This window comes from Agrobacterium sp. 16-2014-1-2a, from assembly GCF_053522705.1.
On sequence record NZ_JBNWBX010000001.1, the window covers coordinates 1 to 22,877 of the forward strand.

At 58.5% G+C, this 22,877-nt stretch carries 25 protein-coding genes; 7 read left to right on the top strand and 18 right to left on the bottom strand.

Translation table 11 applies throughout. The features are described 5' to 3' along the window. Window positions 1–103: 103 nt before the first annotated feature. Window positions 104–1,087, bottom strand: a complete 984-nt coding sequence (locus ACQZ45_RS00005) for a TerC family protein (protein WP_013636395.1) — start codon at window positions 1,085–1,087, stop codon at window positions 104–106. Window positions 1,088–1,538: 451 nt separating this feature from the next. Between ACQZ45_RS00005 and rpsD the strand changes: the two genes are divergently transcribed. The 5 genes from rpsD (at window position 1,539) to ACQZ45_RS00030 (ending at window position 5,832) form a co-directional block, all read left to right on the top strand. Next, window positions 1,539–2,156, top strand: a complete 618-nt coding sequence (rpsD, locus tag ACQZ45_RS00010) for a 30S ribosomal protein S4 (protein WP_003516040.1) — start codon at window positions 1,539–1,541, stop codon at window positions 2,154–2,156. Window positions 2,157–2,225: 69 nt separating this feature from the next. Beyond that, window positions 2,226–3,155, top strand: a complete 930-nt coding sequence (locus ACQZ45_RS00015) for a glutaminase (protein ID WP_003495341.1) — start codon at window positions 2,226–2,228, stop codon at window positions 3,153–3,155. A 63-nt stretch (window positions 3,156–3,218) separates the two neighbouring features. After that, window positions 3,219–4,133, top strand: coding sequence for a tRNA 2-thiocytidine(32) synthetase TtcA (ttcA, locus tag ACQZ45_RS00020; RefSeq protein ID WP_003516038.1), 915 nt, complete (start codon window positions 3,219–3,221; stop codon window positions 4,131–4,133). Between the two features lie 16 nt (window positions 4,134–4,149). Then, window positions 4,150–4,977, top strand: a complete 828-nt coding sequence (locus tag ACQZ45_RS00025; RefSeq protein ID WP_013636393.1) for an inositol monophosphatase family protein — start codon at window positions 4,150–4,152, stop codon at window positions 4,975–4,977. Between the two features lie 30 nt (window positions 4,978–5,007). Continuing rightward, entirely contained in the window at window positions 5,008–5,832 is an 825-nt protein-coding gene (locus tag ACQZ45_RS00030) for an inositol monophosphatase family protein (protein ID WP_003516036.1), read from the top strand. A 72-nt stretch (window positions 5,833–5,904) separates the two neighbouring features. Here the strand turns inward: ACQZ45_RS00030 and ACQZ45_RS00035 are convergent, their stop codons facing one another. The 4 genes from ACQZ45_RS00035 to ACQZ45_RS00050 all read right to left on the bottom strand — a co-directional run bounded on the left by ACQZ45_RS00035 (window position 5,905) and on the right by ACQZ45_RS00050 (window position 8,404). Next, window positions 5,905–7,113 carry a multidrug effflux MFS transporter gene (locus ACQZ45_RS00035; protein WP_026331057.1) on the bottom strand — a complete coding sequence of 403 codons (1,209 nt, stop codon included), beginning with the start codon at window positions 7,111–7,113 and terminating at the stop codon, window positions 5,905–5,907. A gap of 138 nt (window positions 7,114–7,251) precedes the next feature. Next, complete coding sequence (gene grxD / locus ACQZ45_RS00040; protein ID WP_003516034.1) at window positions 7,252–7,587, bottom strand: Grx4 family monothiol glutaredoxin; 336 nt, start codon at window positions 7,585–7,587, stop codon at window positions 7,252–7,254. 137 nt (window positions 7,588–7,724) lie between these two features. Further along, window positions 7,725–8,156 carry a hypothetical protein gene (locus tag ACQZ45_RS00045; RefSeq protein WP_003516022.1) on the bottom strand — a complete coding sequence of 144 codons (432 nt, stop codon included), beginning with the start codon at window positions 8,154–8,156 and terminating at the stop codon, window positions 7,725–7,727. Continuing rightward, window positions 8,153–8,404: a hypothetical protein gene (locus tag ACQZ45_RS00050; RefSeq protein WP_013636391.1), complete on the bottom strand. Its 252-nt coding sequence runs from the start codon at window positions 8,402–8,404 to the stop codon at window positions 8,153–8,155. Before ACQZ45_RS00050 ends, ACQZ45_RS00045 begins: the two co-directional genes overlap by 4 nt. Window positions 8,405–8,513: 109 nt before the next feature. Between ACQZ45_RS00050 and ACQZ45_RS00055 the strand changes: the two genes are divergently transcribed. Beyond that, window positions 8,514–9,662 carry a hypothetical protein gene (locus ACQZ45_RS00055; RefSeq protein ID WP_448742105.1) on the top strand — a complete coding sequence of 383 codons (1,149 nt, stop codon included), beginning with the start codon at window positions 8,514–8,516 and terminating at the stop codon, window positions 9,660–9,662. A gap of 136 nt (window positions 9,663–9,798) precedes the next feature. On the opposite strand, the gene ACQZ45_RS00060 is transcribed toward ACQZ45_RS00055, so the two are convergent. From ACQZ45_RS00060 to ACQZ45_RS00075, 4 genes are all read right to left on the bottom strand, one after another. Next, window positions 9,799–10,032, bottom strand: coding sequence for a BolA family protein (locus ACQZ45_RS00060; protein ID WP_003516012.1), 234 nt, complete (start codon window positions 10,030–10,032; stop codon window positions 9,799–9,801). 16 nt (window positions 10,033–10,048) lie between these two features. Further along, a complete protein-coding gene (gene purL, locus ACQZ45_RS00065; protein WP_111790318.1) occupies window positions 10,049–12,283 on the bottom strand; it encodes a phosphoribosylformylglycinamidine synthase subunit PurL in 2,235 nt (744 codons plus the stop codon). Window positions 12,284–12,397: 114 nt separating this feature from the next. After that, a complete protein-coding gene (locus ACQZ45_RS00070) occupies window positions 12,398–12,988 on the bottom strand; it encodes an acyloxyacyl hydrolase (protein WP_003516010.1) in 591 nt (196 codons plus the stop codon). 107 nt (window positions 12,989–13,095) lie between these two features. Next, window positions 13,096–14,514 carry an aminotransferase-like domain-containing protein gene (locus ACQZ45_RS00075; RefSeq protein ID WP_113291072.1) on the bottom strand — a complete coding sequence of 473 codons (1,419 nt, stop codon included), beginning with the start codon at window positions 14,512–14,514 and terminating at the stop codon, window positions 13,096–13,098. A 93-nt stretch (window positions 14,515–14,607) separates the two neighbouring features. Here ACQZ45_RS00075 and ACQZ45_RS00080 point away from each other — a divergent pair, with 93 nt between their 5' ends. Beyond that, window positions 14,608–14,913 carry a DUF1127 domain-containing protein gene (locus ACQZ45_RS00080; protein ID WP_003516008.1) on the top strand — a complete coding sequence of 102 codons (306 nt, stop codon included), beginning with the start codon at window positions 14,608–14,610 and terminating at the stop codon, window positions 14,911–14,913. Between the two features lie 132 nt (window positions 14,914–15,045). On the opposite strand, the gene ACQZ45_RS00085 is transcribed toward ACQZ45_RS00080, so the two are convergent. From ACQZ45_RS00085 to ACQZ45_RS00125, 9 genes are all read right to left on the bottom strand, one after another. After that, window positions 15,046–15,453 (bottom strand): hypothetical protein, encoded by a 408-nt coding sequence (locus ACQZ45_RS00085; protein WP_003516006.1) that lies wholly within the window; start codon window positions 15,451–15,453, stop codon window positions 15,046–15,048. 85 nt (window positions 15,454–15,538) lie between these two features. Beyond that, on the bottom strand, window positions 15,539–16,210 hold the full coding sequence (purQ, locus tag ACQZ45_RS00090) for a phosphoribosylformylglycinamidine synthase subunit PurQ (RefSeq protein ID WP_003516005.1): 672 nt from the start codon (window positions 16,208–16,210) through the stop codon (window positions 15,539–15,541). 20 nt (window positions 16,211–16,230) lie between these two features. Further along, window positions 16,231–16,473 carry a phosphoribosylformylglycinamidine synthase subunit PurS gene (gene purS, locus ACQZ45_RS00095; RefSeq protein WP_003495372.1) on the bottom strand — a complete coding sequence of 81 codons (243 nt, stop codon included), beginning with the start codon at window positions 16,471–16,473 and terminating at the stop codon, window positions 16,231–16,233. Window positions 16,474–16,528: 55 nt separating this feature from the next. Next, window positions 16,529–17,293 (bottom strand): phosphoribosylaminoimidazolesuccinocarboxamide synthase, encoded by a 765-nt coding sequence (purC, locus tag ACQZ45_RS00100; protein WP_003516002.1) that lies wholly within the window; start codon window positions 17,291–17,293, stop codon window positions 16,529–16,531. Window positions 17,294–17,476: 183 nt separating this feature from the next. After that, window positions 17,477–18,040, bottom strand: a complete 564-nt coding sequence (locus tag ACQZ45_RS00105) for an alpha/beta hydrolase (RefSeq protein WP_003516000.1) — start codon at window positions 18,038–18,040, stop codon at window positions 17,477–17,479. Window positions 18,041–18,109: 69 nt separating this feature from the next. Next, a complete protein-coding gene (gene purB / locus ACQZ45_RS00110) occupies window positions 18,110–19,417 on the bottom strand; it encodes an adenylosuccinate lyase (RefSeq protein ID WP_003515998.1) in 1,308 nt (435 codons plus the stop codon). A 107-nt stretch (window positions 19,418–19,524) separates the two neighbouring features. Then, the gene (locus tag ACQZ45_RS00115) at window positions 19,525–20,061 is read right to left on the bottom strand and encodes a hypothetical protein (protein ID WP_003515997.1); all 537 of its coding nucleotides are present in this window, start codon (window positions 20,059–20,061) and stop codon (window positions 19,525–19,527) included. Between the two features lie 61 nt (window positions 20,062–20,122). Beyond that, window positions 20,123–20,800, bottom strand: coding sequence for a ribulose-phosphate 3-epimerase (rpe, locus tag ACQZ45_RS00120; RefSeq protein WP_003515995.1), 678 nt, complete (start codon window positions 20,798–20,800; stop codon window positions 20,123–20,125). Window positions 20,801–20,932: 132 nt separating this feature from the next. Beyond that, window positions 20,933–22,012 carry a branched-chain amino acid ABC transporter substrate-binding protein gene (locus ACQZ45_RS00125; protein WP_050923875.1) on the bottom strand — a complete coding sequence of 360 codons (1,080 nt, stop codon included), beginning with the start codon at window positions 22,010–22,012 and terminating at the stop codon, window positions 20,933–20,935. Window positions 22,013–22,877: the final 865 nt, after the last annotated feature.

A 22,877-nucleotide genomic window follows, 5' to 3' on the forward strand; every position in this document is an offset into this window, starting at 1 on the left:
AATAATCTGCTCTTCCGTAAATCGCTGCTTCTTCATGCGTCCGTCCTTTAATGGGCCGAACTCTAATCCATTCTGGAGGAAATTCTCAGTGGCAGGTCAATCATTACTCGATAGCCTTTGTTTCCTTGCGCGTCGCAATGAGCGAACCGATGATGCCGGTTGCGAGGATGGCGACGGTGACGCCGAGCGAGACGGCGGGCGGGATCTTGGCGATGCCCAGCATATCCGCGACGAAAATCTTCGAGCCGACGAAGACCAGAACCGCAGCCAGCGCGTATTTCAGATAGGCAAAGCGGTGGATCAGGGCGGCAAGTGCGAAATAGAGGGCGCGCAGGCCGAGGATCGCGAAGATGTTCGAGGTGTAGACGATAAACGGATCGGTGGTGATCGCGAAGATCGCCGGGATCGAATCGACCGCGAAGATAAGGTCGGCGATTTCGACCATGATGAGCGCAAGGAACAGCGGCGTCACAAAGGTCTTAAGCTTGCCTGTGGCAGCATCGGTCTCCTTGACGAAGAATTTCTCGCCATGCAGCTTCTCCGTTACCGGAAGGCGGCTGCGCAGGAATTTCAGGATGCGGTTATTGCCGATGTCGTTCTCGTCATGGTCGGATGAAAACAGCATCTTGAGGCCCGTGAAGACGAGGAAGGCCGCAAAGAGATAAAGCACCCAGTGGAAGTTTTCGACAATGGCGGCGCCGCCGGCAATCATGATGCCGCGCAGAACGATCACGCCGAGGATGCCCCATAGCAGCACGCGGTGCTGATATTGGCGGGGAATGGCGAAATAGGAGAAGATCATCGCGATGATGAAGATATTGTCCATGGCGAGGCTTTTTTCGACCACGAAGCCGGTGACATATTCCATCGCTGGCTGTTCACCGGACTGGTACCAGATCCATCCGCCGAAGGCCAAGCCGATGGCGATATAAAAGCCGGACATCAGCAAGCTTTCGCGGATGCCGATTTCCTTGGAATTCTTGTGCAGCACGCCGAGATCGAGCGCCAAGAGGCCAAGGACGAGAGAAATGAAGACCGCCCACATCCATGTGGGGGTACCGAGAAAATCGTTGAGGAGGAACTCCATCAGTCAACCTTTAGCCGGACGAGGTTGGCTTTGCGGATGGGGACGCGTATCAGGAATAAACGTGGGCCCCAACCTTCAAGAGACTCGACATCGCGTGTTGTCCGGTAACACGCCAGAGGGGCCCGAGTCCTGATTACGGCTTAGAAGTGGGTGGGCCTTCCAGCTTTTCAAGGGGTGGTTCGAGAAAAAAGCGGCGGGCTTTGTTTGACAAATTTGTAAAACGTGTTTAGAAGCCGCCCCAACGCCGGGCAGTCATGTCCGGTGTGTTTCGTTGACTGCCTTGCAGTTTATAAGCTGACGTTCGGCGGTCAACATCACCGACATGTCCCGTGGTCTCTCCATTCGCATGTGAGAAACCTGTCAGAGGTCCTGAAACGGGCTTCAGAGGAGGGCGTGTTTCCTCAAACCGGTTTGGCAACAAACCGGCATAACCTATTGAGAAGGAAATACGATGAGCAAGCGCGAATCGGCTAAGTATAAAATTGACCGCCGTATGGGCGAAAACATCTGGGGCCGTCCGAAGTCCCCGGTAAACCGCCGCGAATACGGCCCGGGCCAGCACGGCCAGCGCCGCAAGGGCAAGATGAGCGACTTCGGCACGCAGCTGCGCGCCAAGCAGAAGCTCAAGGGCTACTACGGCGAACTGCGCGAAAAGCAGTTCCGCGCCACCTACGACGAAGCAAACCGTCGCAAGGGCGATACCTCCGAGAACCTGATCGGCCTGCTCGAGTCGCGTCTGGACGCCATCGTCTACCGCGCCAAGTTCGTTCCGACCGTTTTCGCATCGCGTCAGTTCATCAACCATGGCCACGTCACGGTTAACGGCGTTCGCGTCAACATCGGTTCTTACCGTTGCAAGCCGGGCGACGTTATCGAAGTTCGCCAGAAGTCCAAGCAGCTGGTGACCGTTCTCGAAGCTGTTCAGCTCGCAGAACGCGACGTTCCTGATTACATCGAAGTCGATCACAACAAGATGGTTGCGACCTATGCTCGCATCCCGGCTCTGTCTGACGTTCCGTACCCGGTCGTCATGGAACCGCATCTGGTCGTCGAATTCTACTCGCGTTAATCGGCGCGTTTCAGTATTGAGAAAGCCGCCCCTCGGGGCGGCTTTTTTGTTTGCTGGGGAAGGCTTTGCATGCAGGACATTCAGGCGATCGTCGATTCCATTTACGACAGCATGGTGCCGCGCCTGGGCGAGGGCAAGGTTGCGGATTACATTCCGGAACTCGCCAAGGTCGATCCGAACCAGTTCGGTATCGCCATCACCACTGTCGACGGAACCACCTATACGGCTGGCAATGCGCTCACGCCGTTTTCGATCCAGAGCATCTCCAAGGTCTTCATGCTGACGCTGGCGCTCGGCAAAGCGGGCGAGACGGTGTGGAACCGGGTGGGGCGTGAGCCGTCGGGGTCGTCCTTCAACTCCATCGTCCAGCTGGAGCATGAGCACGGCATTCCGCGCAATCCCTTCGTCAATGCCGGTGCCATCGTGGTGACGGATATCGTTCTTTCCGGCCACCAGCCGCGCGAGGCGATTGGCGAGCTTCTGCGTTTCGTCCGTTATCTCGCTGACGATGACACGATCAGCATTGATGACACCGTGGCGAAATCCGAGCAGGCGACGGGTTTCCGCAATTTCGCGCTTGCCAATTTCATGCGGTCCTTCGGCAATCTGCATCACCCCGTTGAATATACGCTGGGCGTCTATTTTCATCAGTGCGCGCTGTCCATGACCTGCGCGCAGCTTTCACGGGCCGGTCTTTTCCTTGCCAATCGCGGCCGAAATCCGCTGAGTGGTCATACTGTTGTGTCAGACCGACGCGCGCGGCGCATCAATGCGCTGATGCTGACCTGCGGCCATTATGACGGTTCGGGCGATTTCGCCTATCATGTCGGCCTGCCGGGCAAGAGCGGCGTGGGCGGCGGCATCATGGCAGTCGCGCCGGGCAAGGCGTCGATTGCGGTCTGGTCGCCGGGTCTGAACAAGGTCGGCAATTCGGCGCTTGGGTCGCATGCGCTGGAAATGCTGGCGACGAAAACCGGCTGGTCGGTATTCGGGGCTTGATATTGCGGGCGGATGCGGGCATTTCCTGCATTGAAAATGGCTGAATGCCAGAGCGGGCTAATCATGAACATTGTCACCAGCATCGCAGATGAGGTCGAGGCCGATCAGGACCTGGCCGGAGAAAATGGCGCTTCGCATCCGCTGTTCGACGCGGCACCCCGTTCTGTCTCCTTCAACAAGCTGCGCAAGCGGCTGTTGCGCAATGTACGTCAGGCCTTCGGGGATTTTGGCATGCTGAACGGCCAGAAGCGCTGGCTGGTAGGCCTTTCCGGCGGCAAGGACAGCTACGGCCTTCTGGCGCTGCTGCTTGATCTGAAGTGGCGCGGCCTTTTGCCCGTGGAACTCATTGCCTGCAATCTGGATCAGGGCCAGCCGAATTTCCCCAAGCACGTCCTGCCGGAATATCTGGCGAAGATCGGCGTCGCACATCGCATCGAATATCGCGACACTTATTCCGTTGTGAAGGAAAAGGTGCCGGCGGGTGGCACCTATTGTTCGCTCTGTTCGCGGCTGCGGCGCGGCAATCTCTACCGTATTGCGCGGGAAGAGGGCTGCGACGCGCTCGTGCTCGGCCATCACCGCGAGGATATTCTCGAGACCTTCTTCATGAACTTCTTCCATGGCGGCCGTCTGGCTGGCATGCCGGCAAAGCTGATGAACGACGAGGGCGACCTGATGGTGCTGCGCCCGCTTGCCTATTGCGCCGAAGAGGATATGGCGAAATTCGCGGCGGCGATGGAATTCCCGATCATTCCCTGTGACCTCTGCGGCTCGCAGGACGGGCTTCAGCGAAATGCCATGAAGGAGATGCTGGCTGACATCGAAAGGCGTATGCCGGGCCGCAAGGACGTGATGCTGCGGGCGCTTGCCCATGTCAATCCATCGCATCTGCTCGACCCGAAGCTTTTTGATTTCTCGGCGCTTTCTGTCACCGGGGCGTCACCTGAAGAGCGTACGGAGGCCAGCCCTCCCTTATGAAGAAGTGCCCTTAGCGATGACCCTTTCCGATAAAGATATCGACTTTCTGATTTCCACCGTTGCCGCTGCCGGCCGCCAGGAAATCATGCCCCGCTTCCGCAATCTCGACGCAGGCGCGATTTCCGAAAAGACCTCTGCCGTCGATCTCGTCACCGAGGCGGATATTCTGACGGAAAAGGCGATAACCGCCGCTCTTCTGCAACGGTTTCCGAAGGCCCATATTGTCGGCGAAGAGGCCTATGACGCGGATCAATCCGTTATTCCTGCCCTTGCCGATGCACCATTTGCTTTCGTGATCGATCCAATCGACGGCACTTTCAACTATGCTTCCGGTTTTCCAGCTTTCGGCACGCTGCTCGCCGTCACCGTCAAGGGTGAGACGGTCGCAGGCATCATCCACGATCCTGTCATGGGTGATACCATCCTTGCTCTCAAAGGCGAGGGCGCTTATCTCCATCGCAAGGACGGCTCACAGGCAAGGCTCAAGGTTGCCGATCCCGTGCCATTGTCCGAAATGGTCGGCATATTTTCCTGGGGTCACAGCCATGAAGATCGCCGCCCGGTGATCGCCGCCAATATGGCCAAGATCAAGATGGCGCTTTCAATCAATTGCTCGGCTCATGAATATTGGCTTGCCTCGACTGGCAAGCTGCACTTCATCGGCCACGAAAAGCTGATGCCCTGGGATCATCTCGCCGGCGTTCTCATTCATCATGAAGCGGGCGGCTACACGGCCCGTTTCGACAATACGCCCTACCGGCCAGGACAGACGACAGGCGGCATCCTGTCGGCACCCGACAAGGAAAGCTGGAAGATGCTGCGCCGGGAAATCGTGGCCTTATAATATTGATGCTTAAATAGAAGGATATCGCCCATGGCTATCGAACTCGACATCGCCTCTCTCGCCAATGCGCTTCAGGAGGCGGCGGCAGTGGAAATCCTGCCGAGGTTCCGTAATCTGGGTGAGGGCGACGTCAGGATAAAGAGCGAGGCGATAGACCTCGTAACCGAGGCTGACGAGGCTGCTGAGCGGCTGATCCGCGCCCGCGTGCAGGAAATCATGCCGCAGGCGCTGTTCATCGGTGAAGAGGCCGTTGCGGCGGATGCCTCGCTGCTTGGCAAGCTTGCGGATGCGGATCTTGCCGTGGTGGTCGATCCGATCGACGGCACCTACAACTTCGCGTCGGGCCTGCCGCTGTTTGGCGTGATGATGAGCGTCATCTCCAAGGGCGAGACCGTTGCCGGTCTCATCTTCGATCCGATGGGCAATGACTGGGCGATTGCCGAAAAGGGTTCCGGCGCATGGCTTTGTGCCGCCGATGGTTCGCAGACGCAGATGTCCGTCGTGCCCGCACCGGCACTGTCGCAGATGGTCGGCATCGCCAACACCGGTTATTTTGACGTGGAGACCCGTCGCAAGATTCTCATGAACCTCGCGGATGTGCGGCTCTTCACCAGCTACCGTTGTGCTGCGCATGAATACCGCGTGTTCTGCGGCGGCCACATGCATTTCCTGATGTACAACAAGCTTATGCCCTGGGATCATCTCGCTGGCACCCTGCTTTCGCAGGAAGCGGGCGCCTACGCCGCCCGTTTCGACGGCTCGCCTTACCTGCCGCGCCACCTTGAGGGTGGCCTGCTGCTTGCGCCTGATCAGGAGACATGGGAATTGCTGCGCGAGAAGATTTTCACGGTTTAGTGAAGTTCAGCTTTTATCAACAAAAAGGGCGCGGAACCGAGTTCCGCGCCCTTTTTATTTGTCTGTCTGCCCTTAGTGCGTCGGCTTGTTGTGGGCCTGAAACAGCACGCCCTTTTCTCCGATCAGCACGAAGACGAGGCCGATAATGGAGACGGCGAAGAAGCCGGCTACCATTGGCAGCGCCGTGCCATCGAAAGCCTGACCGATAACGGCACCGATCAGCGAACCGCCGACGGTTCCCATGAAGCCAATGACGGACGAGGCCGTGCCGGCGACATGGCCGAGTGGCTCCATGGCGAGCGAGTTAAAGTTCGAGCCGATCCAGCCGAACTGGAACATGGCAAGCGCGAAGAACACGATGAAGATCGCAAAGGGCATCGGTTCCGGCCCGACCATCTGTACCACCAGCCACACGAAGGTGATGGCGATGAAGCCGAGCAGCGACCCGTGCGACAGCTTGCGCATGCCAAACCTGCCGACAAGCCTTGCATTGATGAAGGACGAGAAGGCCATGAACAGGGCGACGCCCGCAAAAGCGGCCGCAAACCATGCGCCCAGCCCGTAGATGCCCTTATAGACCTGTTCGGCGGAATTGATGAAGCCGAACAGCGCACCGAAGATGAATGTGCTGGAGAGCGTGTAACAGAGCGCAATACGGTTGGTGAGCACGATCTTGAAGCCACCGAGGATCGAACGAACCGTGAAAGGCCTGACGTCATCGGCATGCAGGGTTTCCGGCAGGCGGAAATACATCCAGGCGGTCACGACGGCGGCAATTCCGGCCATGAAGGCGAAGATAAGGTGCCAGTCACCGAAAAACAGCACGATCTGGCCAGTGCCGGGTGCGATGACCGGAACGACCATGAATACCATCATGATCAGCGACATGACTTCCGCCATCTGACGGCCGCCATAGATGTCGCGCACGATCGAAATGGTGATGACGCGCGTCGCCGCAGAGCCGATGCCCTGAATGAAGCGCAGAACCAGCAGGCCAGTGAATGACGGTACGAAGACGACGGCAATAGCCGAAACGATGTAGATTGCCAGCCCGACGAGCATCGGCTTGCGGCGCCCGAAACGGTCCGAGATCGGTCCGTACAGAAGCTGGGCAATGCCGAAGCCTAGAAGATAGCTGGAAATGACGTATTGACGGTGGTTTTCATTCACGACGCCAAGTGACGCGCCGATTTCCTGAAGGCCGGGAAGCATGATGTCGATGGCAAGCGCATTCAGCGCCATCAGCATCGCGGCAAGCGCGATGAATTCCGTGCGCCCCATCGAAACGGCGCGCGAAGTGGTGGATTGTGAAAGTTCTGTCACAGGATTGCCCCAAAAAGAACGGCAAAGGCGTTGCATGAAGCAACGCCTGGCATAAGTTTTCTGACAATCAGGGTGGGCCGGATGAACCGGCCGAAATCAGGCCGCGCCGCGGACGCTGATACCCTGTTCTTGGAAGTGATTTTGAAGTTCACCGGACTGGAACATCTCTCTTACGATGTCACAGCCGCCGACGAATTCGCCCTTGACGTAGAGCTGCGGGATGGTCGGCCAGTTGGAATAATCCTTGATGCCCTGACGGATGTCGGCATCGGCGAGCACATTGACGCCCTTGTAGTCGACGCCGAGATAATCGAGGATCTGTACGACCTGACCGGAAAAACCGCATTGCGGAAATTGCGGGGTGCCCTTCATGAAAAGAACGATGTCGTTGCTCTTCACTTCGCTGTCGATCATATCGTGAATGCCGCTCATAGGCCTATTCCTTTCACATGCGGTTCAAGGCCGCTGCTTTGACTTTGTCCCTAAATAACATGTCGCGGCGCGATTTCCACCCGGGAAGCGTAAAAAATGCGCTGGTGTGGTATCGCTAAGTGAAGGTCGCAACCCCGCTACCAGCGCGTCGTCCCGGGCGGGTAAGAAAAGTTGAGCATTATCTTCCCGATAGGCTCCCGCCGCCTGAAGACTGATTTTATTATCGGACCTGATCTGCCGTTATAAATATTGAGTTCCTGTTTGTTGTCGAACGTCATGGTTTCGTGCCCGCTATTTAGTGAGCAGTCATCCTTGCACTTGATTTCGATCTCGCTAGAGAAGCGACCCGCTTTGATATCGATAATTAGTTTTGGACTTTTCTGGTCCACCAGGCGGCAGGTGTTGCCGGTTTTGCAGAAGGCTGTGCCGGATATCCGATCAGCACCATCAAGCTCCACGACGAAGCCGATCTTGATCTCTTTGCTGCTCTTAACCTCTGCGGCACCTTGTAGCGGCCCCGAAATCGCCAACACCAAAAAGGTGGGAAGCACGCTGAGGTGATGCATCATCGAAGCCGCTGTCTGCTGCGGGCGGCGGCGGTGCGTCTTTTGCTCACCTGTTTTTTGGCCGGCTTGGGTTTGACGGCTGCTTTGATTGCCGCTTCCAGCACGGAGCCGACAATGCCGCCTGCGAGGGACGTGTTACTTTTGGTCCGGCGGCGGATGCGGCGGGTTTTGCGAAGGCCTGTCTTGGCGAGGACTTCGGACAGAGCGCCTTTGACGACGCCGTTTAGCAATTGATCGACGATCCCAGACAAAATTCCCTCGCAACAAATAAATCATATTTCCGTCGCGTTTTTTACTATACGTGCATCGCCCACTGTATCAAGCGATCCTTTCGGGTGTCTCCAGCCCGAGGGTTTATGCATGCCGACCGTCAAGTCACGACTTGTTCTTTATTTCCCTGGCTTCGATCCGCTCGATGCGGCTGCGCATCATCTGCGCTATCAGCGGGCGGCAGCGCTTGCCGGCAAGACGTGGGGTGTCAATTATACCGTGGGTGCGCTGGAGAACTCGCCGGCTGGCGAAACATTCTCGGTTGAGGCCTCGGCGGGCGATTGGCGGACGCGTTCCACCATCTTCGTCTACGACCACAATGCGGTGATATCGCGCCTGCGGGATGCGCCACTCTGGCGGCAGATCGCACTAGGCTTTGCGGCTGCGGCCGGTATCGTCGCGGAAGGTGGGGCAGGGCGTTACCTCCGTCATGCCTGGCGTTTCGGCCTGTTCTTCATTTTCCCGTTTCTGCTGATGCTGGTGGGTGGTGCACTTACGGCGGGGATCGCGCTCTCGCCATGGCTGTTCGGTTTGCCGCTCTGGTTGCTTGCGATCAGTCTTCCCGCTTCGGTCTTGTTCTTCGTGAAGGCGTTTCTGCCTTTCGCCGAGCGGTTTCATACGTTGCATCTTTATGCCGATTGGCGCTTTGCGCTTGCCGTAGGGCGCGATGAGCCGATTGCCCGCAACTGGATCGAAGAGAAGGCAACCCTCGTTCTCAAGGCGCTGGTGCAGCCGTCTGAGGAGGTTCTGGTCGTGTCGCATAGCATGGGCGCCAGCCTGGCGCTCGCCGTGATAGGTCGTGTGCTGGAACTGCGGCCAGATGCGCTGGATGGCCGGAAGCTGTCCTTTGCGACCCTCGGTGGCGCTGCGCTGCAATGCGCGCTGCTGTCGAGTGCGGACAGGCTTCGCCAGAGCGTCGGCGTGATTGCGCGTCACCCTGAAGTGACATGGTTCGATATCCAGTGCCTGACGGATCCGATCCACCTCTACCGCTGCAACACCGTGGCGCTGACCGGGCACAAGGATGCGCCGCAGCCGAAGATCGTGCCGATCCGTTTCAAGCACTCGCTTTCACCCGACCGCTACAAAAAGAACAAGCGCAACTTCCTGCGCATGCACCGGCAATATGTTCTGGGGCCGGACCGCAAGTCCGGTTACGATTTTACCCTGCTGACGGCTGGGCCGTTGCCGGCTGCCTCCTTTGCCGATCTGGAATCGCAGCAGCCACCTGTTTTGTAAGCGGCACGCACCATTTGCCGCAAAATAAAAGGCCCGCGTGACAGTCTCACGCGGGCCTTTTTCAATCCATGGCTTCAAGCGTTACAGCGGCAAGGACAGGGAAACCGTTCTGCCGGAGACGCTTTTCCGGGCGCAGTCATTCGGGAGCCGAGGTCTGTAGGGCAAGGGCGTGCAGAACACCGCCCATATTGCCCTTCAGCGCGTCATAGACCATCTGGTGCTGCTGCACGCGGGTCTTGCCCTTGAAAGCATCCGCGACGACTTCCGCCGCGTAATGATCGCCATCACCGGCCAGATCGCGGATCGTGACCTTTGCCCCGGGAATTCCCGCCTTAATCATGTCTTCAATGTCGCCGGGTTTCATGGGCATGGTGTATCTCCTTAATTCATTCTGCGGCGATTAGAGTTTCGCCATCCATGAATTGAGGAAACCACGATTCATAGGCCAAGTGCAATTCTTTAATCTCGATAGCGCGTGCCGTGCCCAGCTTTACGCTTGAGCCGCCGGTGACGCCGATCGCCGGGCAGGAAACGCCCGCTGCCTTCGCTGCCGCGCGCACTTCATCCAGATCGCTCTTCTTGACGGTCAGCACATAACGGCCCTGATCTTCGCCATAGAAGGTGAGGACGGGATTATGGCCCTCGACCGCGTCGATCGTCGCGCCGATGCCGGAGGAAATTGCCATTTCGGCAACCGCGAGAGCCAGGCCGCCCGAGGAGCAGTCGTGAACCGCTGTGGCAAGACCGTCTGCGATAAGGGCACGGACGAAATCGCCATTTCTCTTTTCAGCTTCCAGATCGACATGCGGTGCGGGGCCATCGATGCGGCCATGCACGTCGCGCATGTAAACGGACTGCGCAATATGGGTGCCAAGACCGGCAGGCGCCCCCGCCAGCAGCACCACTTCGTCCGCGGCGGCAAAGCGGATGCGCGCCATACGGCCCCAGTCCTTCAGCAGGCCAACGCCGCCGATGGTGGGGGTGGGCAGGATCGCCTGACCGTTGGTCTCGTTGTAGAGCGAGACGTTGCCGGAAACGATCGGGAATTCCAGTACGCGGCAGGCTTCGCCGATGCCCTTGATGGCATGGACGAGCTGGCTCATGATCTCGGGCTTTTCCGGATTGCCGAAATTGAGGTTGTCGGTGGCCGCGAGCGGCAAAGCGCCGGTTGCGGTGATGTTGCGCCAGCATTCGGCCACGGCCTGCTTGCCGCCTTCAAAGGCGTCTGCCTCGACATAACGCGGTGTCACGTCGGAGGAGAAGGCGAGCGCCTTCTTGTCATGGCCTTCAACGCGGACAACGCCGGCATCGCCACCTGGCAGCTGCAGGGAATTGCCCTGGATCAGCGTGTCATACTGCTCGTAGACCCAGCGGCGCGAAGAGTTGTTGGCCGAACCGACCAGCGACACCAATGCGTCGGCAATGTCTGCATCAGGAACGTCGTTCTCCGCAAGCGGAGCCTGAACCTTGGCGGGCGTCCACGGGCGGTCGTATTCCGGAGCCTGATCACCGAGATCCTTGATCGGAAGGTTGGCGACTTCCTCGCCATTATGGATCACGCGGAAACGCAGGTCGTCGGTGGTCTTGCCGACGATGGCGAAGTCCAGGCCCCATTTGACGAAGATCGCCTTGGCGACTTCTTCCTTGGAGGGCTCGAGAACCATGAGCATGCGCTCCTGGCTTTCCGACAGCATCATTTCGTAGGCCGTCATGCGCTCTTCGCGCACCGGTACGGCGTTGAGATCAAGTTCGATACCGAGATCGCCCTTGGCGCCCATTTCGACGGCCGAGCAGGTAAGGCCGGCGGCACCCATGTCCTGAATTGCGATGACCGCACCTGTTTTCATCAGCTCGAGGCAGGCTTCCAGCAGGCACTTTTCGGTGAAGGGGTCGCCGACCTGAACGGTTGGGCGCTTTTCTTCGATCGACTCATCAAATTCGGCAGAGGCCATGGTCGCGCCGCCGACGCCGTCGCGGCCGGTCTTCGCACCGAGATACACCACCGGCAGGCCGACGCCCTTGGCTTCCGAAAGGAAGATCGCATCGGACTTGGCAAGTCCGGCGGCAAAGGCGTTGACGAGGATGTTGCCGTTATAGCGGGGATCGAATTCCACTTCGCCGCCGACGGTCGGCACGCCGAAGGAGTTGCCGTAACCGCCGACACCGGCGACGACGCCAGCCACGAGGTGGCGGGTTTTCGGATGGTCGGGTGCGCCGAAACGTAGCGCATTCATGGCTGCGATCGGGCGTGCGCCCATGGTGAAGACATCGCGCAGGATGCCGCCGACGCCGGTTGCCGCACCCTGATAGGGCTCGATGTAGGACGGATGGTTGTGGCTTTCCATCTTGAAGACGACGCAGTCGCCATCATCGATATCCACCACGCCGGCATTTTCGCCGGGGCCTTGAATGACACGCGGGCCCGTGGTGGGCAGGGTCTTCAGCCATTTCTTGGAGGACTTGTAGGAGCAGTGCTCGTTCCACATGGCCGAGAAAATGCCAAGCTCGGTAAAGCTCGGCTCCCGTCCGATCAGGTCGAGGATACGCTGGTATTCGTCGGGCTTCAGCCCGTGGGATGCAACGAGTTCCGGGGTGATCTTGATGGAGTTTGGAATCGACATAGGTCTCACGCGGTTCGAGCCGAGGAAAGTTTCCGGTTCTTTAGCGCAAGAGGCCTCTCCGTGCGACAGGAAAATGCGCAGTTTTGCCAGCAAAACGCTGCTTTGTTGGGTTATTCAGAACTTGTAGCCGACCATAAGTCCGACGCGCGTCAGCCCGTCATTGGGGCCATCGCACAGATTGGCATGGGAGGCATGTTCGATCTGGGTCGAAATATTCCAGTTGCTGTTGAAGCGATATCCGATGGCGGCATATTCATGAAAAAGCACGCGGCAACCGAATTCCGCGCCAGTTTCGCCCGGACCGTTTCGCAGCCTGCCGTCATGCCACAGGCCGCCAAAGCCGAGGTCGACGAAAATCTTCGGATTGAGGTCGAAGGTCCAGTTGATACCGCCGTAAATGGTATTTGCTTCGCCCTCGGTGCCGATTTCCGCACCCAGATGCAGACGCGGTCGGGCAAGTTTTTCGCCAAAGGTGACCGCCGAGGCGCTCGCGAAAGGATCGAAATAGGCTGTGAAGGCCGGGAATACACCATCTTCGCCGCCACCATTGCGATCGGCAAGCGAGGTTGTGACCCCGAAACGCAATTCATCGAACACCGTGCCGTCTGCGGCGGCGGCCGGCGTCATGTCACTCAACACACATGCTGCGAAAACCATCGCGAGAGCAACAAATGCCCTGGCGGATATGGAACTGAATGCTGCCATCGAATCATTCCCCGCTCCGAAGTAGGGAAAGGATGGCAGATTCGTCGGCGTGGTAAATAATGAGTTACTGAATTAGGGGGCGTGTTGCAGGAAAGACTCGTTCCCGCTCACGCCTCGCTTTCGTAGCCGGCTGAACCATTGTCGAGCAAATGCCGCAGGATACCCAGGGCATGCTTCAGTTCTTCCTGGTTTGACGGCCCGGAAAGGCTGATGCGGACACGGTGGTAAACCTTCTCCGTGCGCCCGGCCTTGAACTCGTCCTCGTCGTCTATCAGCACACCTTCCTTCATGGCAGCGCTGCGGAAGGTTCCAGACAGCCACGGTTCAGGCAGCCTCAGCCACAGAAAGGCGATGTCCGGCAGGGAGTTGAATTCCAGCCCCGCAAAGATGCGTCTGGCGAGGGCCTCGCGCTGGTTGATCTCGGCGATACAGTCCTTGCGGATGTCGTCTGCGTCGCCGCTGTTGACGAGGCGTGCATTCAGTTCGGCCAGCATAAACGGCAGTCCGCCGGTTATCATCGAATGCGAAATGCGAATTCTCGAGGCGAATTGCGCCGGGCAGGCGACCCAGCCACCCCTGACGCCGGCGGAAACGGATTTCGACAGGCCGCCGACGACGAAAGTAAGATCGGGCGCGAATTCCGCAATGAGTGGGATCGCATCCCGCGTCATGGCGCCATAGAGATTGTCCTCCACGATCCATACGCCGTATCTGCGGGCGATATCGGCGATCGCCCGCCGCCGCTCCTCGGGCAGGGTGGCGCAGGTCGGGTTCTGGCCCGCCGACATCAGGAAGATCATCTTTGGATGCTGTTGGGCGCAAACGCGCTCGAAATCATCGGGGATAATGCCTTTCTCATCCACTTCCACCAGTGTCACCCGCCGTCCGGCAAGGGCGGCGCTGCGGCTGATATGGGAATAGGTGAGGGGTTCGAAAACGATACGGTCGCCCGGCGCGGTCATTGCCGTTACCACACTCATCACCGCAGCATGGGCGCCAAGCGTCGAAACGATGTTTTCCGGTTTCGGCGACCAGCCATTCTGGGAAAGCCAGCGAACGCCCGCCATGCACCAGTTGTCGGGAAAGGAGCGGGTGTAGTTGGAAATTTCGAACGGATGCTCTCTCGTCACGGCCTCGACGTGTTTGCTGACCAGCGCGCTCTGCCCGACATCGGGAGCAGCCGTGGTGTTCAGGCGGAATTCGGCGCTGGTGTCCACCGCGTAGCGCGTGCCGCCGAATGCCGATGCCGTCGGTTCCACGTGTGATAACGGGGCGGCAGCCTTACGCTCGTTGACATAGGTGCCACGGCCGACTTCGCCGCTGACAAGGCCGCGTTCGTGGATTAGGGCATATGCCCGGCTGATTGTACCGATTGTAACGCCCAGATCGAAAGCGAGATTGCGTTGCGGCGGCAATTTCGACCCGGCCTGCAAGATGCCATCCGAAATTGCGCCTTCGATCTTGTCCGCGAGTCGAAGGTAGATGGGGCCGTTGCCCTCGGTGATATCAGGAAGCCAATTTGTCATGGTGACAATTTATGCATTGTATCTGTCCGCAAGTCAATTGTATTTATCGGATGCAGTCAATGAGATCAAACGCACGGAGACAATAGGTGCAATATGCGCAAGATGGATCAATACCTTTCGACAGCGGATACGCTTTATCCTGACGGCTACGAACGGGAACGCGTGTTCCGCGATACCGGCGACATGGTCGCACCGTCGCCCTTTCCGGCCCGGATCGCTCACACGCTTATTGGCCGCCTGATTGCGGGATTGTCCAACTGGCATGGCAAACGTCAGGGACGGCTTGCCTTGCGGGAATTGTCCGACGATCTTCTGGACGATATCGGCGTTACGCGGGACGAGGCCTTGAAGGAGGCCGCGAGATCGCAGCTGTTTTCATGGCCGTCGCGGCCGCTTTGATTTTCTGCCGGAGAGCGGCGCCATCTTTCCCCGGTGCCTGAACAGCCATTCGGCAGGCCCGCCACGCCAGTCCCAACCGGCGTCGGCGGGTCTTTTTTGTATTTGGCCGGCTTTTAGCGCAGTTTTGCCCGATCAGCAGCCCTTGCCGCCATTCGCCCAGCGTTTGACGTCGGTTGCGATGCGGCCGGAGATGGCTTCGTTCATAACGGGGCCGAAAGCGTCGAGCTTTGCCGGGTTGCCTTCTGCCTGAATAACCAGCATCGGGCGCGATTCCGGGCTGTTGCGCGGTACGAGCAGAATGCGCGGACGGCCCGAGAAGGAGTTGAGTTCGGGCGCCAGGCGATAGGCCTTGAACGCCGGATCGCCCGATTTGAACCAGCAGGCATTGGCGCCAAGCGCGATTCGCTCCATCGTCGGTAATGCCGCACGGGATGCGGAGGACGATGCCGGTTGCGGCTTGGGCTGGCACGCAGCAAGCGCTGCTGCGGCGAGAAGCAATCCAGCGGCCTTCGGGGCGTGGGAACGGAGCAGGCGGTTCATCGCGTCATCCAAGGTAAGGGCCAAAAACTGGAGCCATAAAAAGCATCATCGGGAAGAGGGCAGGCGGGGATGGCCCGCCCGCTTGTCAGGCTGCGATAACGCCAAGCGCCGAGGCGAAGAGGCCACGGCCGTCATTGCCGCCATGGGCAGCTTCGATCAGGTTTTCCGGGTGCGGCATCATGCCGAGAACGTTGCCCTTGGCGTTGATGACGCCGGCAATGTCGTTCAACGAGCCGTTCGGATTGGTGCCATCTGCATAACGGAAAACGACCTGACCGTTGTCTTCGACGGACTTAAGCTCATCCGTATCGAGGAAATAGTTGCCATCGTGGTGGGCGACTGGGCAGCGCAGAACCTGACCCTTGTCATAGGCGCGGGTGAATTCGGTGTCGTTGTTGACGACTTCGAGTTTCACTTCGCGGCACACGAATTTCAGCGAGGCGTTGCGCATCAGCGCGCCCGGCAGCATGCCCGCTTCGACCAGAATCTGGAAGCCGTTGCAGACGCCGAGAACCTTGACGCCCTGTTCAGCCTTTTCGCGAATGGCCTGCATGACCGGCATCCGTGCAGCAATCGCACCGCAACGCAGATAGTCGCCATAGGAAAAACCGCCCGGAATGACGATCAGGTCGACATCCGGGATAGTCGTCTCCGTCTGCCAGATGGTGACGGGCGCCTTGCCGGAGATTTTCGTGAGTGCCGCGATCATGTCGCGATCGCGGTTGAGGCCGGGAAGTTGGACGACAGCGGATTTCATGGTCGGCGGCTCCTGCGGCTTTAGAGAATGGCGATAGAGTAGTTTTCGATAACCGTATTGGCCAGGAGCTTTTCGCACATCGCCTTCAGGTCGGTCTCGGCCTTGGCCTTGTCTGCACCTTCCAGTTCCAGATCGAAGACCTTGCCCTGACGGACATGGCCGACGCCACCGAAACCGAGGCTGCCGAGTGCGCCTTCGATTGCCTTGCCCTGCGGATCGAGAACGCCGTTCTTCAGCGTAACAGTCACCCGTGCCTTGATCACCTGATCTTCTCCTGATTTTACCTTGCTAGGCCGATATTATTTCACGAGGCCGAAATTACTTTACCAGGACAGGGCCGGTGCCGCGGATCGGTTCGTTTTCATTGATGATGCCGAGACGGCGTGCCACTTCGGAATAGGCTTCCACGAGGCCGCCCATGTCGCGGCGGAACAGGTCCTTGTCCATTTTTTTCTGGGTCTCGATGTCCCACAGGCGGCAGCTATCGGGCGAAATCTCGTCGGCGAGGATGATGCGCATCATGTCGCCTTCGAACAGGCGGCCGCATTCGATCTTGAAGTCGACCAGCTGGATGCCGACGCCCAAGAACAGGCCGGACAGGAAGTCGTTGACACGGATCGCCAGTGCCATGATGTCGTCAAGCTCGGCAGGGTTGGCCCAGCCGAAGGCCGTGATGTGCTCTTCGGAGACCATCGGGTCTTCCAGCTCGTCGGACTTGTAGTAGAACTCGATGATGGAGCGCGGCAGAACCACGCCTTCATCGATGCCGAGTCGCTTCGACAGCGAGCCGGCGGCGACATTGCGCACGACGATCTCGAGCGGGATCATCTCGACTTCCTTGATCAACTGCTCGCGCATGTTGAGGCGGCGGATGAAGTGTGTGGGAATGCCGATCTTGTTCAGATGCGTGAAAACATATTCACAAATCCGGTTATTCAACACACCTTTGCCGTCGATGACTTCGTGTTTTTTCTTGTTGAAGGCAGTCGCATCGTCCTTGAAGAACTGGATAAGCGTGCCTGGCTCCGGACCTTCGTAGAGGATCTTGGCCTTGCCTTCGTAAATACGGCGGCGACGGTTCATAATGGCAGGTCTCTTGGTTCACGCCGATTCTGGTGGCGTTGCGTTTCTGTCTTTGAGCGGTCCCATAAAGGAAAAGAGTGCATTCTACAATGCGGCTCGCATATCTTCCCTTCAATTCTTGTGTCGGGCGGAAGAATGTTGCCCGGCCGAAAATCGACCGGCTTCAGCGGCTGGCCGCGATGGTCAGGGCTCGTTCACCTTGAGGCGGCTCAGGAACTGGGCAAATACCATGCCACCCTCGGGCCAGGGGCCATGGCCAGACTCGGCGTTGATATGGCCGGACATGCCTGCATCCACCAACATCGCACCCCAGGCGGCGGCAATATCGTCGGCATGTTCGTAGGATCCGAAGGGATCGTTGCGGCTGGCAATTGTGATTGCCGGAAACGGCAAGGGATCGCGCGGATAGGGACCGAAGGTCATCAGATGTTTCGGCCTGATATCGGGATTGGCGACATCCGGCGGCGCCACCAGAAGCGCGCCTGCAACCTTCTTGCCGATTTCCGGAAGGGCGTGGATGACGGTCGGCACACCAAGCGAATGAGCGACGATGACAACGGGCTTGGTCGAGGCGTTAACCTCTTCCACCAGCCGCGCGATCCAGTCTTCCTTCACCGGTTTTGACCATTCAGCCTGCTCGACGCGGCGCGCTGTCGAAAGCTTGCGCTCCCAGCGTGTCTGCCAGTGGTCAGGACCGGAATTGGTGTAACCCGGTACGATGAGAATATCTGCTTCTGAAACTTTCATGGGCCCATATCTGTGGTTTCATGCCGTCACGATCAAGGTCGCGACGGCATTAACTTCGGGAGCCTCGCCTCAGGCGTTGCCGAAGACGCGGGCGAAGATCGTGTCGACGTGCTTGGTGTGGTAACCGAGGTCGAATTTTTCACGGATGACGCTTTCGGGAAGGGCGGCGCGCACTTCCTGGTCGCCCAGCAGTTCCTCAAGGAAATCCGCACCCTGTTCCCAGACCCTCATGGCATTGCGCTGCACCAGACGGTAGGCGTCCTCGCGGGAAACGCCGGCCTGCGTCAGCGCCAGAAGAACGCGCTGCGAATGCACGAGGCCGCGGAACTTGTTCATGTTCTTCAGCATGTTGTCGGGATAGATCACCAGCTTTTCGATGACGCCGGCAAGGCGGTTCAGCGCAAAATCGAGGGTGACTGTCGTGTCGGGGCCGATGGCGCGCTCCACGGAGGAGTGGCTGATGTCACGCTCATGCCAGAGCGCCACGTTTTCAAGCGCGGGAACGACCGACATGCGCACCAGGCGGGCAAGGCCCGTGAGGTTTTCGGTGAGAACCGGGTTACGCTTGTGCGGCATCGCCGACGAACCCTTCTGGCCGGGAGAGAAGAACTCTTCCGCTTCCAGAACCTCGGTGCGCTGCATGTGGCGGATTTCGATGGCGACGTTTTCGATCGACGAGGCGATGACGCCGAGGATGGCGAAGAACATGGCGTGGCGGTCACGCGGGATGACCTGCGTGGAGACCGGCTCGGGCACGAGGCCGAGCTTTGCGCAGACATGTTCCTCGACGCGCGGATCGATATTGGCGAAGGTGCCGACAGCACCGGAGATCGCGCCCGTGGCGATTTCCGCGCGCGCATTGACGAGACGCTCGCGGTTGCGATGCATCTCGGCGTAGAAGCGGGCGAAGGTCAGGCCCATCGTGGTCGGCTCGGCGTGGATGCCGTGGCTTCGGCCGATGCGTACCGTGTTCTTGTGTTCGAAAGCGCGGGTCTTGAGCGCCGCCAGCACGCGGTCCATATCGGCCAGCAGCAGATCGGCGGCGCGGACGAGCTGGATGTTGAGGGTTGTGTCAAGCACGTCGGACGAGGTCATGCCCTGGTGGATGAAGCGGCTGTCGGGACCGACGAATTCCGCAAGGTGGGTGAGGAAGGCGATGACGTCGTGTTTGGTGACGGCCTCGATCTCGTCGATGCGGGCGACGTCGAAAGTCGCGCTGCCGCCTTTTTCCCAGATGGTCTGTGCGGCCGATTTCGGAATGACGCCGAGTTCGGCCAGCGCGTCACAGGCATGCGCCTCGATCTCGAACCAGATGCGGAATTTTGTTTCCGGCGACCAGATGGCGACCATTTCCGGCCGGGAGTAACGAGGGATCATGGCAATGACTTTCTTTGTGGAGGAATTTTGCTGCCCGTTTAGCAAAGTGTTCCGCGAATCTCAATCTATCAAGCCTGCGCATCGGCTCGATGCGTACATTCAAAATTCTAGAGCGTCCGTTGTACGTCCGAACGGACGCGTGGCGCTCTGTGCGCACGGCGGCAAAGGATTGCGCCTGCCAGCGCAAGCGGAATGGCGGCAAACGGAAAATAGAGGCCGAGGCCGAGAATGCAGAACTGGTAGATCGCGCCAAGCGAGGTGAAAAATTGCTGGAAAAACCAGATGCGGGAAAATGCCGGCGCGTGCCATTGCGCATAAAAGATGCGGTACTGGAGCGCGAAAAATGCCGCCGCCACCGCGATCGTGAAAAAAGCGATGGCAAGGCAGCTTGCCGCAAAACGCAGCGGCAGGCTGGTGGATGCGGGCAGGAAGCGCAAGGCAACCATGGCCAGCGGCCAGCCCAGGAGACCGCCGAAGAAGAACAGAACGGCGATATCGGCGGCATGGTCGGTTTCCAGCCGGTTGCGGAGATAGAGGCCGAGGGTAGCGGTGGCTGCCGAGATGGCGGCCCAGACAAGCGGAGCGAGGAGCGAAAACAGCGCTGCCGGGATGACGTCGTGGAAATTCCGCCTGTCGCTGTTCATCAAAGCCCCCACCCAAACGTCCTGCCGTCCCGTCTCCGGTGTATCCGGCTGCTGTGGCGGGTCAGGACCGGGCGGCTTCCGACACCGAGCGCAACAACGAAACCGTCTTGCGATAGTCTGCGACGCCATCACCCTTGAAGACGGCCGAACCGGCCACCAGTGCGTTGGCACCGGCTGCGACGATGGCGCCGGCTGTCTCCGCCGTCACGCCGCCGTCCACTTCAAGTTCGATCGGCCGGTCGCCGATCATGGCCTTTGCCGCACGGATCTTGTCGAGCATGGCCGGAATGAATTTCTGTCCACCGAAACCGGGATTGACGCTCATGATCAGCACGAGATCGACATCGTCAAGCACGTTTTCGATGACCGAAAGCGGCGTGGCGGGGTTGAGCGTTACGCCGGCCTTCCTGCCGAGCGTGCGGATGGTCTGGAGTGAGCGATGGAGATGCGGGCCTGCCTCCGCATGGACGGTAATGCCGTCGCAGCCGGCCTTGGCGAAGGCTTCGAGGTAGGGATCGACGGGGGCAATCATCAGGTGGCAGTCGAAAAAGGCATTGCTGTGCGGGCGGAGCGCCTTGATGACGTCAGGACCGAAGGAGATGTTTGGCACGAAATGGCCGTCCATGACATCGAGGTGGATCCAGTCTGCGCCCGCTTCCGTCACATCGGCGACTTCCTGTCCCAGCTTGGCGAAATTGGACGCCAGAATGGACGGTGCAATCCGGATGGGCAGGGACATGGGGCAAACTCCTCTCGACGCGTTGCGTAAGCTGCCTTTAGCATCAAGTACCAGGGTTTGAAACGGCTTGTCGCGCGGTTGCCGCCGGTTTTCAGCCGCGGCTTACTGAATTTCCAGCGATACCGGCTTCACCTATTGTCTTTCGGCCTTGTCCGCCTGTTCGAAACGCTGGCCGTTCCAGCGCTGCAGGCGATAGGGATTGTCTGCAAGCTCATGCGAAGGGTTGAAAGCGATATCGCCTAGCACGGTTTTGAAGACGGTACCGTTCGCCAGTATCTCCGGTGCGGGTTTCCCTTGGGATTGGGCTGCTTCGGCAAGCGCCGCAGTCAGTTCCGCAGCCGCATAGGAGGGCAGGACGTAACCTTCCGGCTCGATATTGGCGGCACGCAATTCGCCGGCGACGGCCTGTGCCGAAGGCAATGTGTCATAGGCCGGGCGCGTGACCGCTAGCACATTTGCCGCAAGTGGCACGGGGTTGTTTGCCGCATTCATGGCGTCGCCGCTCATGATGGTGAGCGGAATGTTTTCGGAGCCGGCGTCTCTGGCGACAATCGCCACGTCGTTGCGTTCCGCGCCGATGAAGACATGGGTGATGCCGGTGCGCCCCAGCCGGCGTACAAGCGCCACCTGTTGCTCCTGTGCCGGGCGCAGCGTATCGGTGAGTGTCGGTTTCAGCCCGTTCTCCTCCAGCGCCGAACGGATGCGATCTACCAGATCGCGACTGAAGATCGTGCCATCATCCACGAGTCCAATGGAATGTCCCTTCCAGTCGCGCAGGATGATTTCTGCGGCCCGGTCCGATTCGGCCTTGTCCGATGGCGCTAGGCGGAAAAGCGGCCAGCTATATTTCAGAGCGTCTTCCATCAGGATCGGGGCACGGCTGGAAAGCGTGATTGCTGGAATGGCGGCTGACTTCAGAGGCGGCAGAACGCCCTGAAGCGTTTCCGTGCACAAAAAACCGATTGCCGCGCTGACCTTGGCGGCCACGAGACCATCGGCAATCGCGCCGCCGCTGCCGTCTTCGCAGCTTTCATGGATTTCGACGACATCTAGCCCGAGCTTGGCGGCTGCGGCCTTCGCGCCCTGCCTAACCTGTTGCCCCAGCAGTTCGTATGGGCCGTTCTGTGGGGCAACGATGCCGATCGACGCCGCGCATGCTGAGCCCGCAAAGGCAAAACCGGCGATGATCGTTAGCAGGCGAAGTGAAAGCATGACGTGCGCGAAATCCTGTTGTCCCGGTTTGATGTTTATCGGCAACAACTGGTTTTCCAAAGGAAAAATCGCTGATACCCATCATAATCGCACATCATCGTTCACGGCACGGCGGTTTTGATCGCAACTCATCCAATTTGAAACAACAGTCTACAATTACGCGTTATGGTTGTATATATTCGATGTGATCGCGCGCGATTGTTTTTTGCCGAGATTCATCTTTTTTAAGGTCGGCAATTCACTCTGTAATTTCATAAGAGCGGAAGTACTGCTCGTCATGGTTTAGAGCATTTTTACTTTATAAAACTGTAACATGCAGTGCGTATAAGCACAGTTTTATAAGGGCGCGTTTGCGATTTTGCCTTTTATAGTGCACCCCAATAAAATGCACATTTTATTTCCACTAATCTAATTTATTGATATAAAAAGAGAATATACATATTTCCCTGCGCTTTATTTGTGCTTTGCCATGTTTTTTTCGCATTTGCGAGAAGATCTGCTTGACGAAAAGTAAATGGTTAGATTAGATATAGGTGTTTCAGGGGACGACTGAAATTGGCTGTAACAAGCCTCGGAAGTGTTCCGAACGTAAGCACTGCCAAACTATATTACATTCTATATTCTATTATTTTCATTACGTATAAACCGCTTCGGGCAACCGGGGCGGTTTTTTATGTGATGCTAATTTAAGCAATTTTAAATTGCATTCGAAAAGCTTCGCGAAAAGATATTCTTCCAGCATTGGGTTTTCCGAAAGCAAATCGCGCAGGAGCGTCGCGTCTGTCGCAGGCGAGGCCTGTTTTTAGTAAAGCTCAAGACGCCGTTGAGTGCCGCGAAAAGCCCACGCCGGTCAGCGCTGATGCTG

Coding starts and splice junctions, on each gene's coding strand:
- ACQZ45_RS00105 (WP_003516000.1), bottom strand. CDS start 18,040: ATGAAAGTTTCAGAAGCAGATATTCTCATCGTACCGGGTTACACCAAT.
- purQ (WP_003516005.1), bottom strand. CDS start 16,210: ATGAAATCCGCTGTCGTCCAACTTCCCGGCCTCAACCGCGATCGCGAC.
- ACQZ45_RS00030 (WP_003516036.1), top strand. CDS start 5,008: ATGGCTATCGAACTCGACATCGCCTCTCTCGCCAATGCGCTTCAGGAG.
- purC (WP_003516002.1), bottom strand. CDS start 17,293: ATGAACCGTCGCCGCCGTATTTACGAAGGCAAGGCCAAGATCCTCTAC.
- ACQZ45_RS00085 (WP_003516006.1), bottom strand. CDS start 15,453: ATGAACCGCCTGCTCCGTTCCCACGCCCCGAAGGCCGCTGGATTGCTT.
- ACQZ45_RS00060 (WP_003516012.1), bottom strand. CDS start 10,032: ATGCCCATGAAACCCGGCGACATTGAAGACATGATTAAGGCGGGAATT.
- ACQZ45_RS00080 (WP_003516008.1), top strand. CDS start 14,608: ATGCGCAAGATGGATCAATACCTTTCGACAGCGGATACGCTTTATCCT.
- grxD (WP_003516034.1), bottom strand. CDS start 7,587: ATGAGCGGCATTCACGATATGATCGACAGCGAAGTGAAGAGCAACGAC.
- ACQZ45_RS00055 (WP_448742105.1), top strand. CDS start 8,514: ATGCCGACCGTCAAGTCACGACTTGTTCTTTATTTCCCTGGCTTCGAT.
- ACQZ45_RS00035 (WP_026331057.1), bottom strand. CDS start 7,113: ATGGGGCGCACGGAATTCATCGCGCTTGCCGCGATGCTGATGGCGCTG.
- ACQZ45_RS00125 (WP_050923875.1), bottom strand. CDS start 22,012: ATGCTTTCACTTCGCCTGCTAACGATCATCGCCGGTTTTGCCTTTGCG.
- ACQZ45_RS00075 (WP_113291072.1), bottom strand. CDS start 14,514: ATGACAAATTGGCTTCCTGATATCACCGAGGGCAACGGCCCCATCTAC.
- ACQZ45_RS00005 (WP_013636395.1), bottom strand. CDS start 1,087: ATGGAGTTCCTCCTCAACGATTTTCTCGGTACCCCCACATGGATGTGG.
- ACQZ45_RS00070 (WP_003516010.1), bottom strand. CDS start 12,988: ATGGCAGCATTCAGTTCCATATCCGCCAGGGCATTTGTTGCTCTCGCG.
- rpsD (WP_003516040.1), top strand. CDS start 1,539: ATGAGCAAGCGCGAATCGGCTAAGTATAAAATTGACCGCCGTATGGGC.
- rpe (WP_003515995.1), bottom strand. CDS start 20,800: ATGTCCCTGCCCATCCGGATTGCACCGTCCATTCTGGCGTCCAATTTC.
- purB (WP_003515998.1), bottom strand. CDS start 19,417: ATGATCCCTCGTTACTCCCGGCCGGAAATGGTCGCCATCTGGTCGCCG.
- purL (WP_111790318.1), bottom strand. CDS start 12,283: ATGTCGATTCCAAACTCCATCAAGATCACCCCGGAACTCGTTGCATCC.
- ttcA (WP_003516038.1), top strand. CDS start 3,219: ATGAACATTGTCACCAGCATCGCAGATGAGGTCGAGGCCGATCAGGAC.
- ACQZ45_RS00015 (WP_003495341.1), top strand. CDS start 2,226: ATGCAGGACATTCAGGCGATCGTCGATTCCATTTACGACAGCATGGTG.
- ACQZ45_RS00045 (WP_003516022.1), bottom strand. CDS start 8,156: ATGATGCATCACCTCAGCGTGCTTCCCACCTTTTTGGTGTTGGCGATT.
- ACQZ45_RS00115 (WP_003515997.1), bottom strand. CDS start 20,061: ATGAACAGCGACAGGCGGAATTTCCACGACGTCATCCCGGCAGCGCTG.
- ACQZ45_RS00025 (WP_013636393.1), top strand. CDS start 4,150: ATGACCCTTTCCGATAAAGATATCGACTTTCTGATTTCCACCGTTGCC.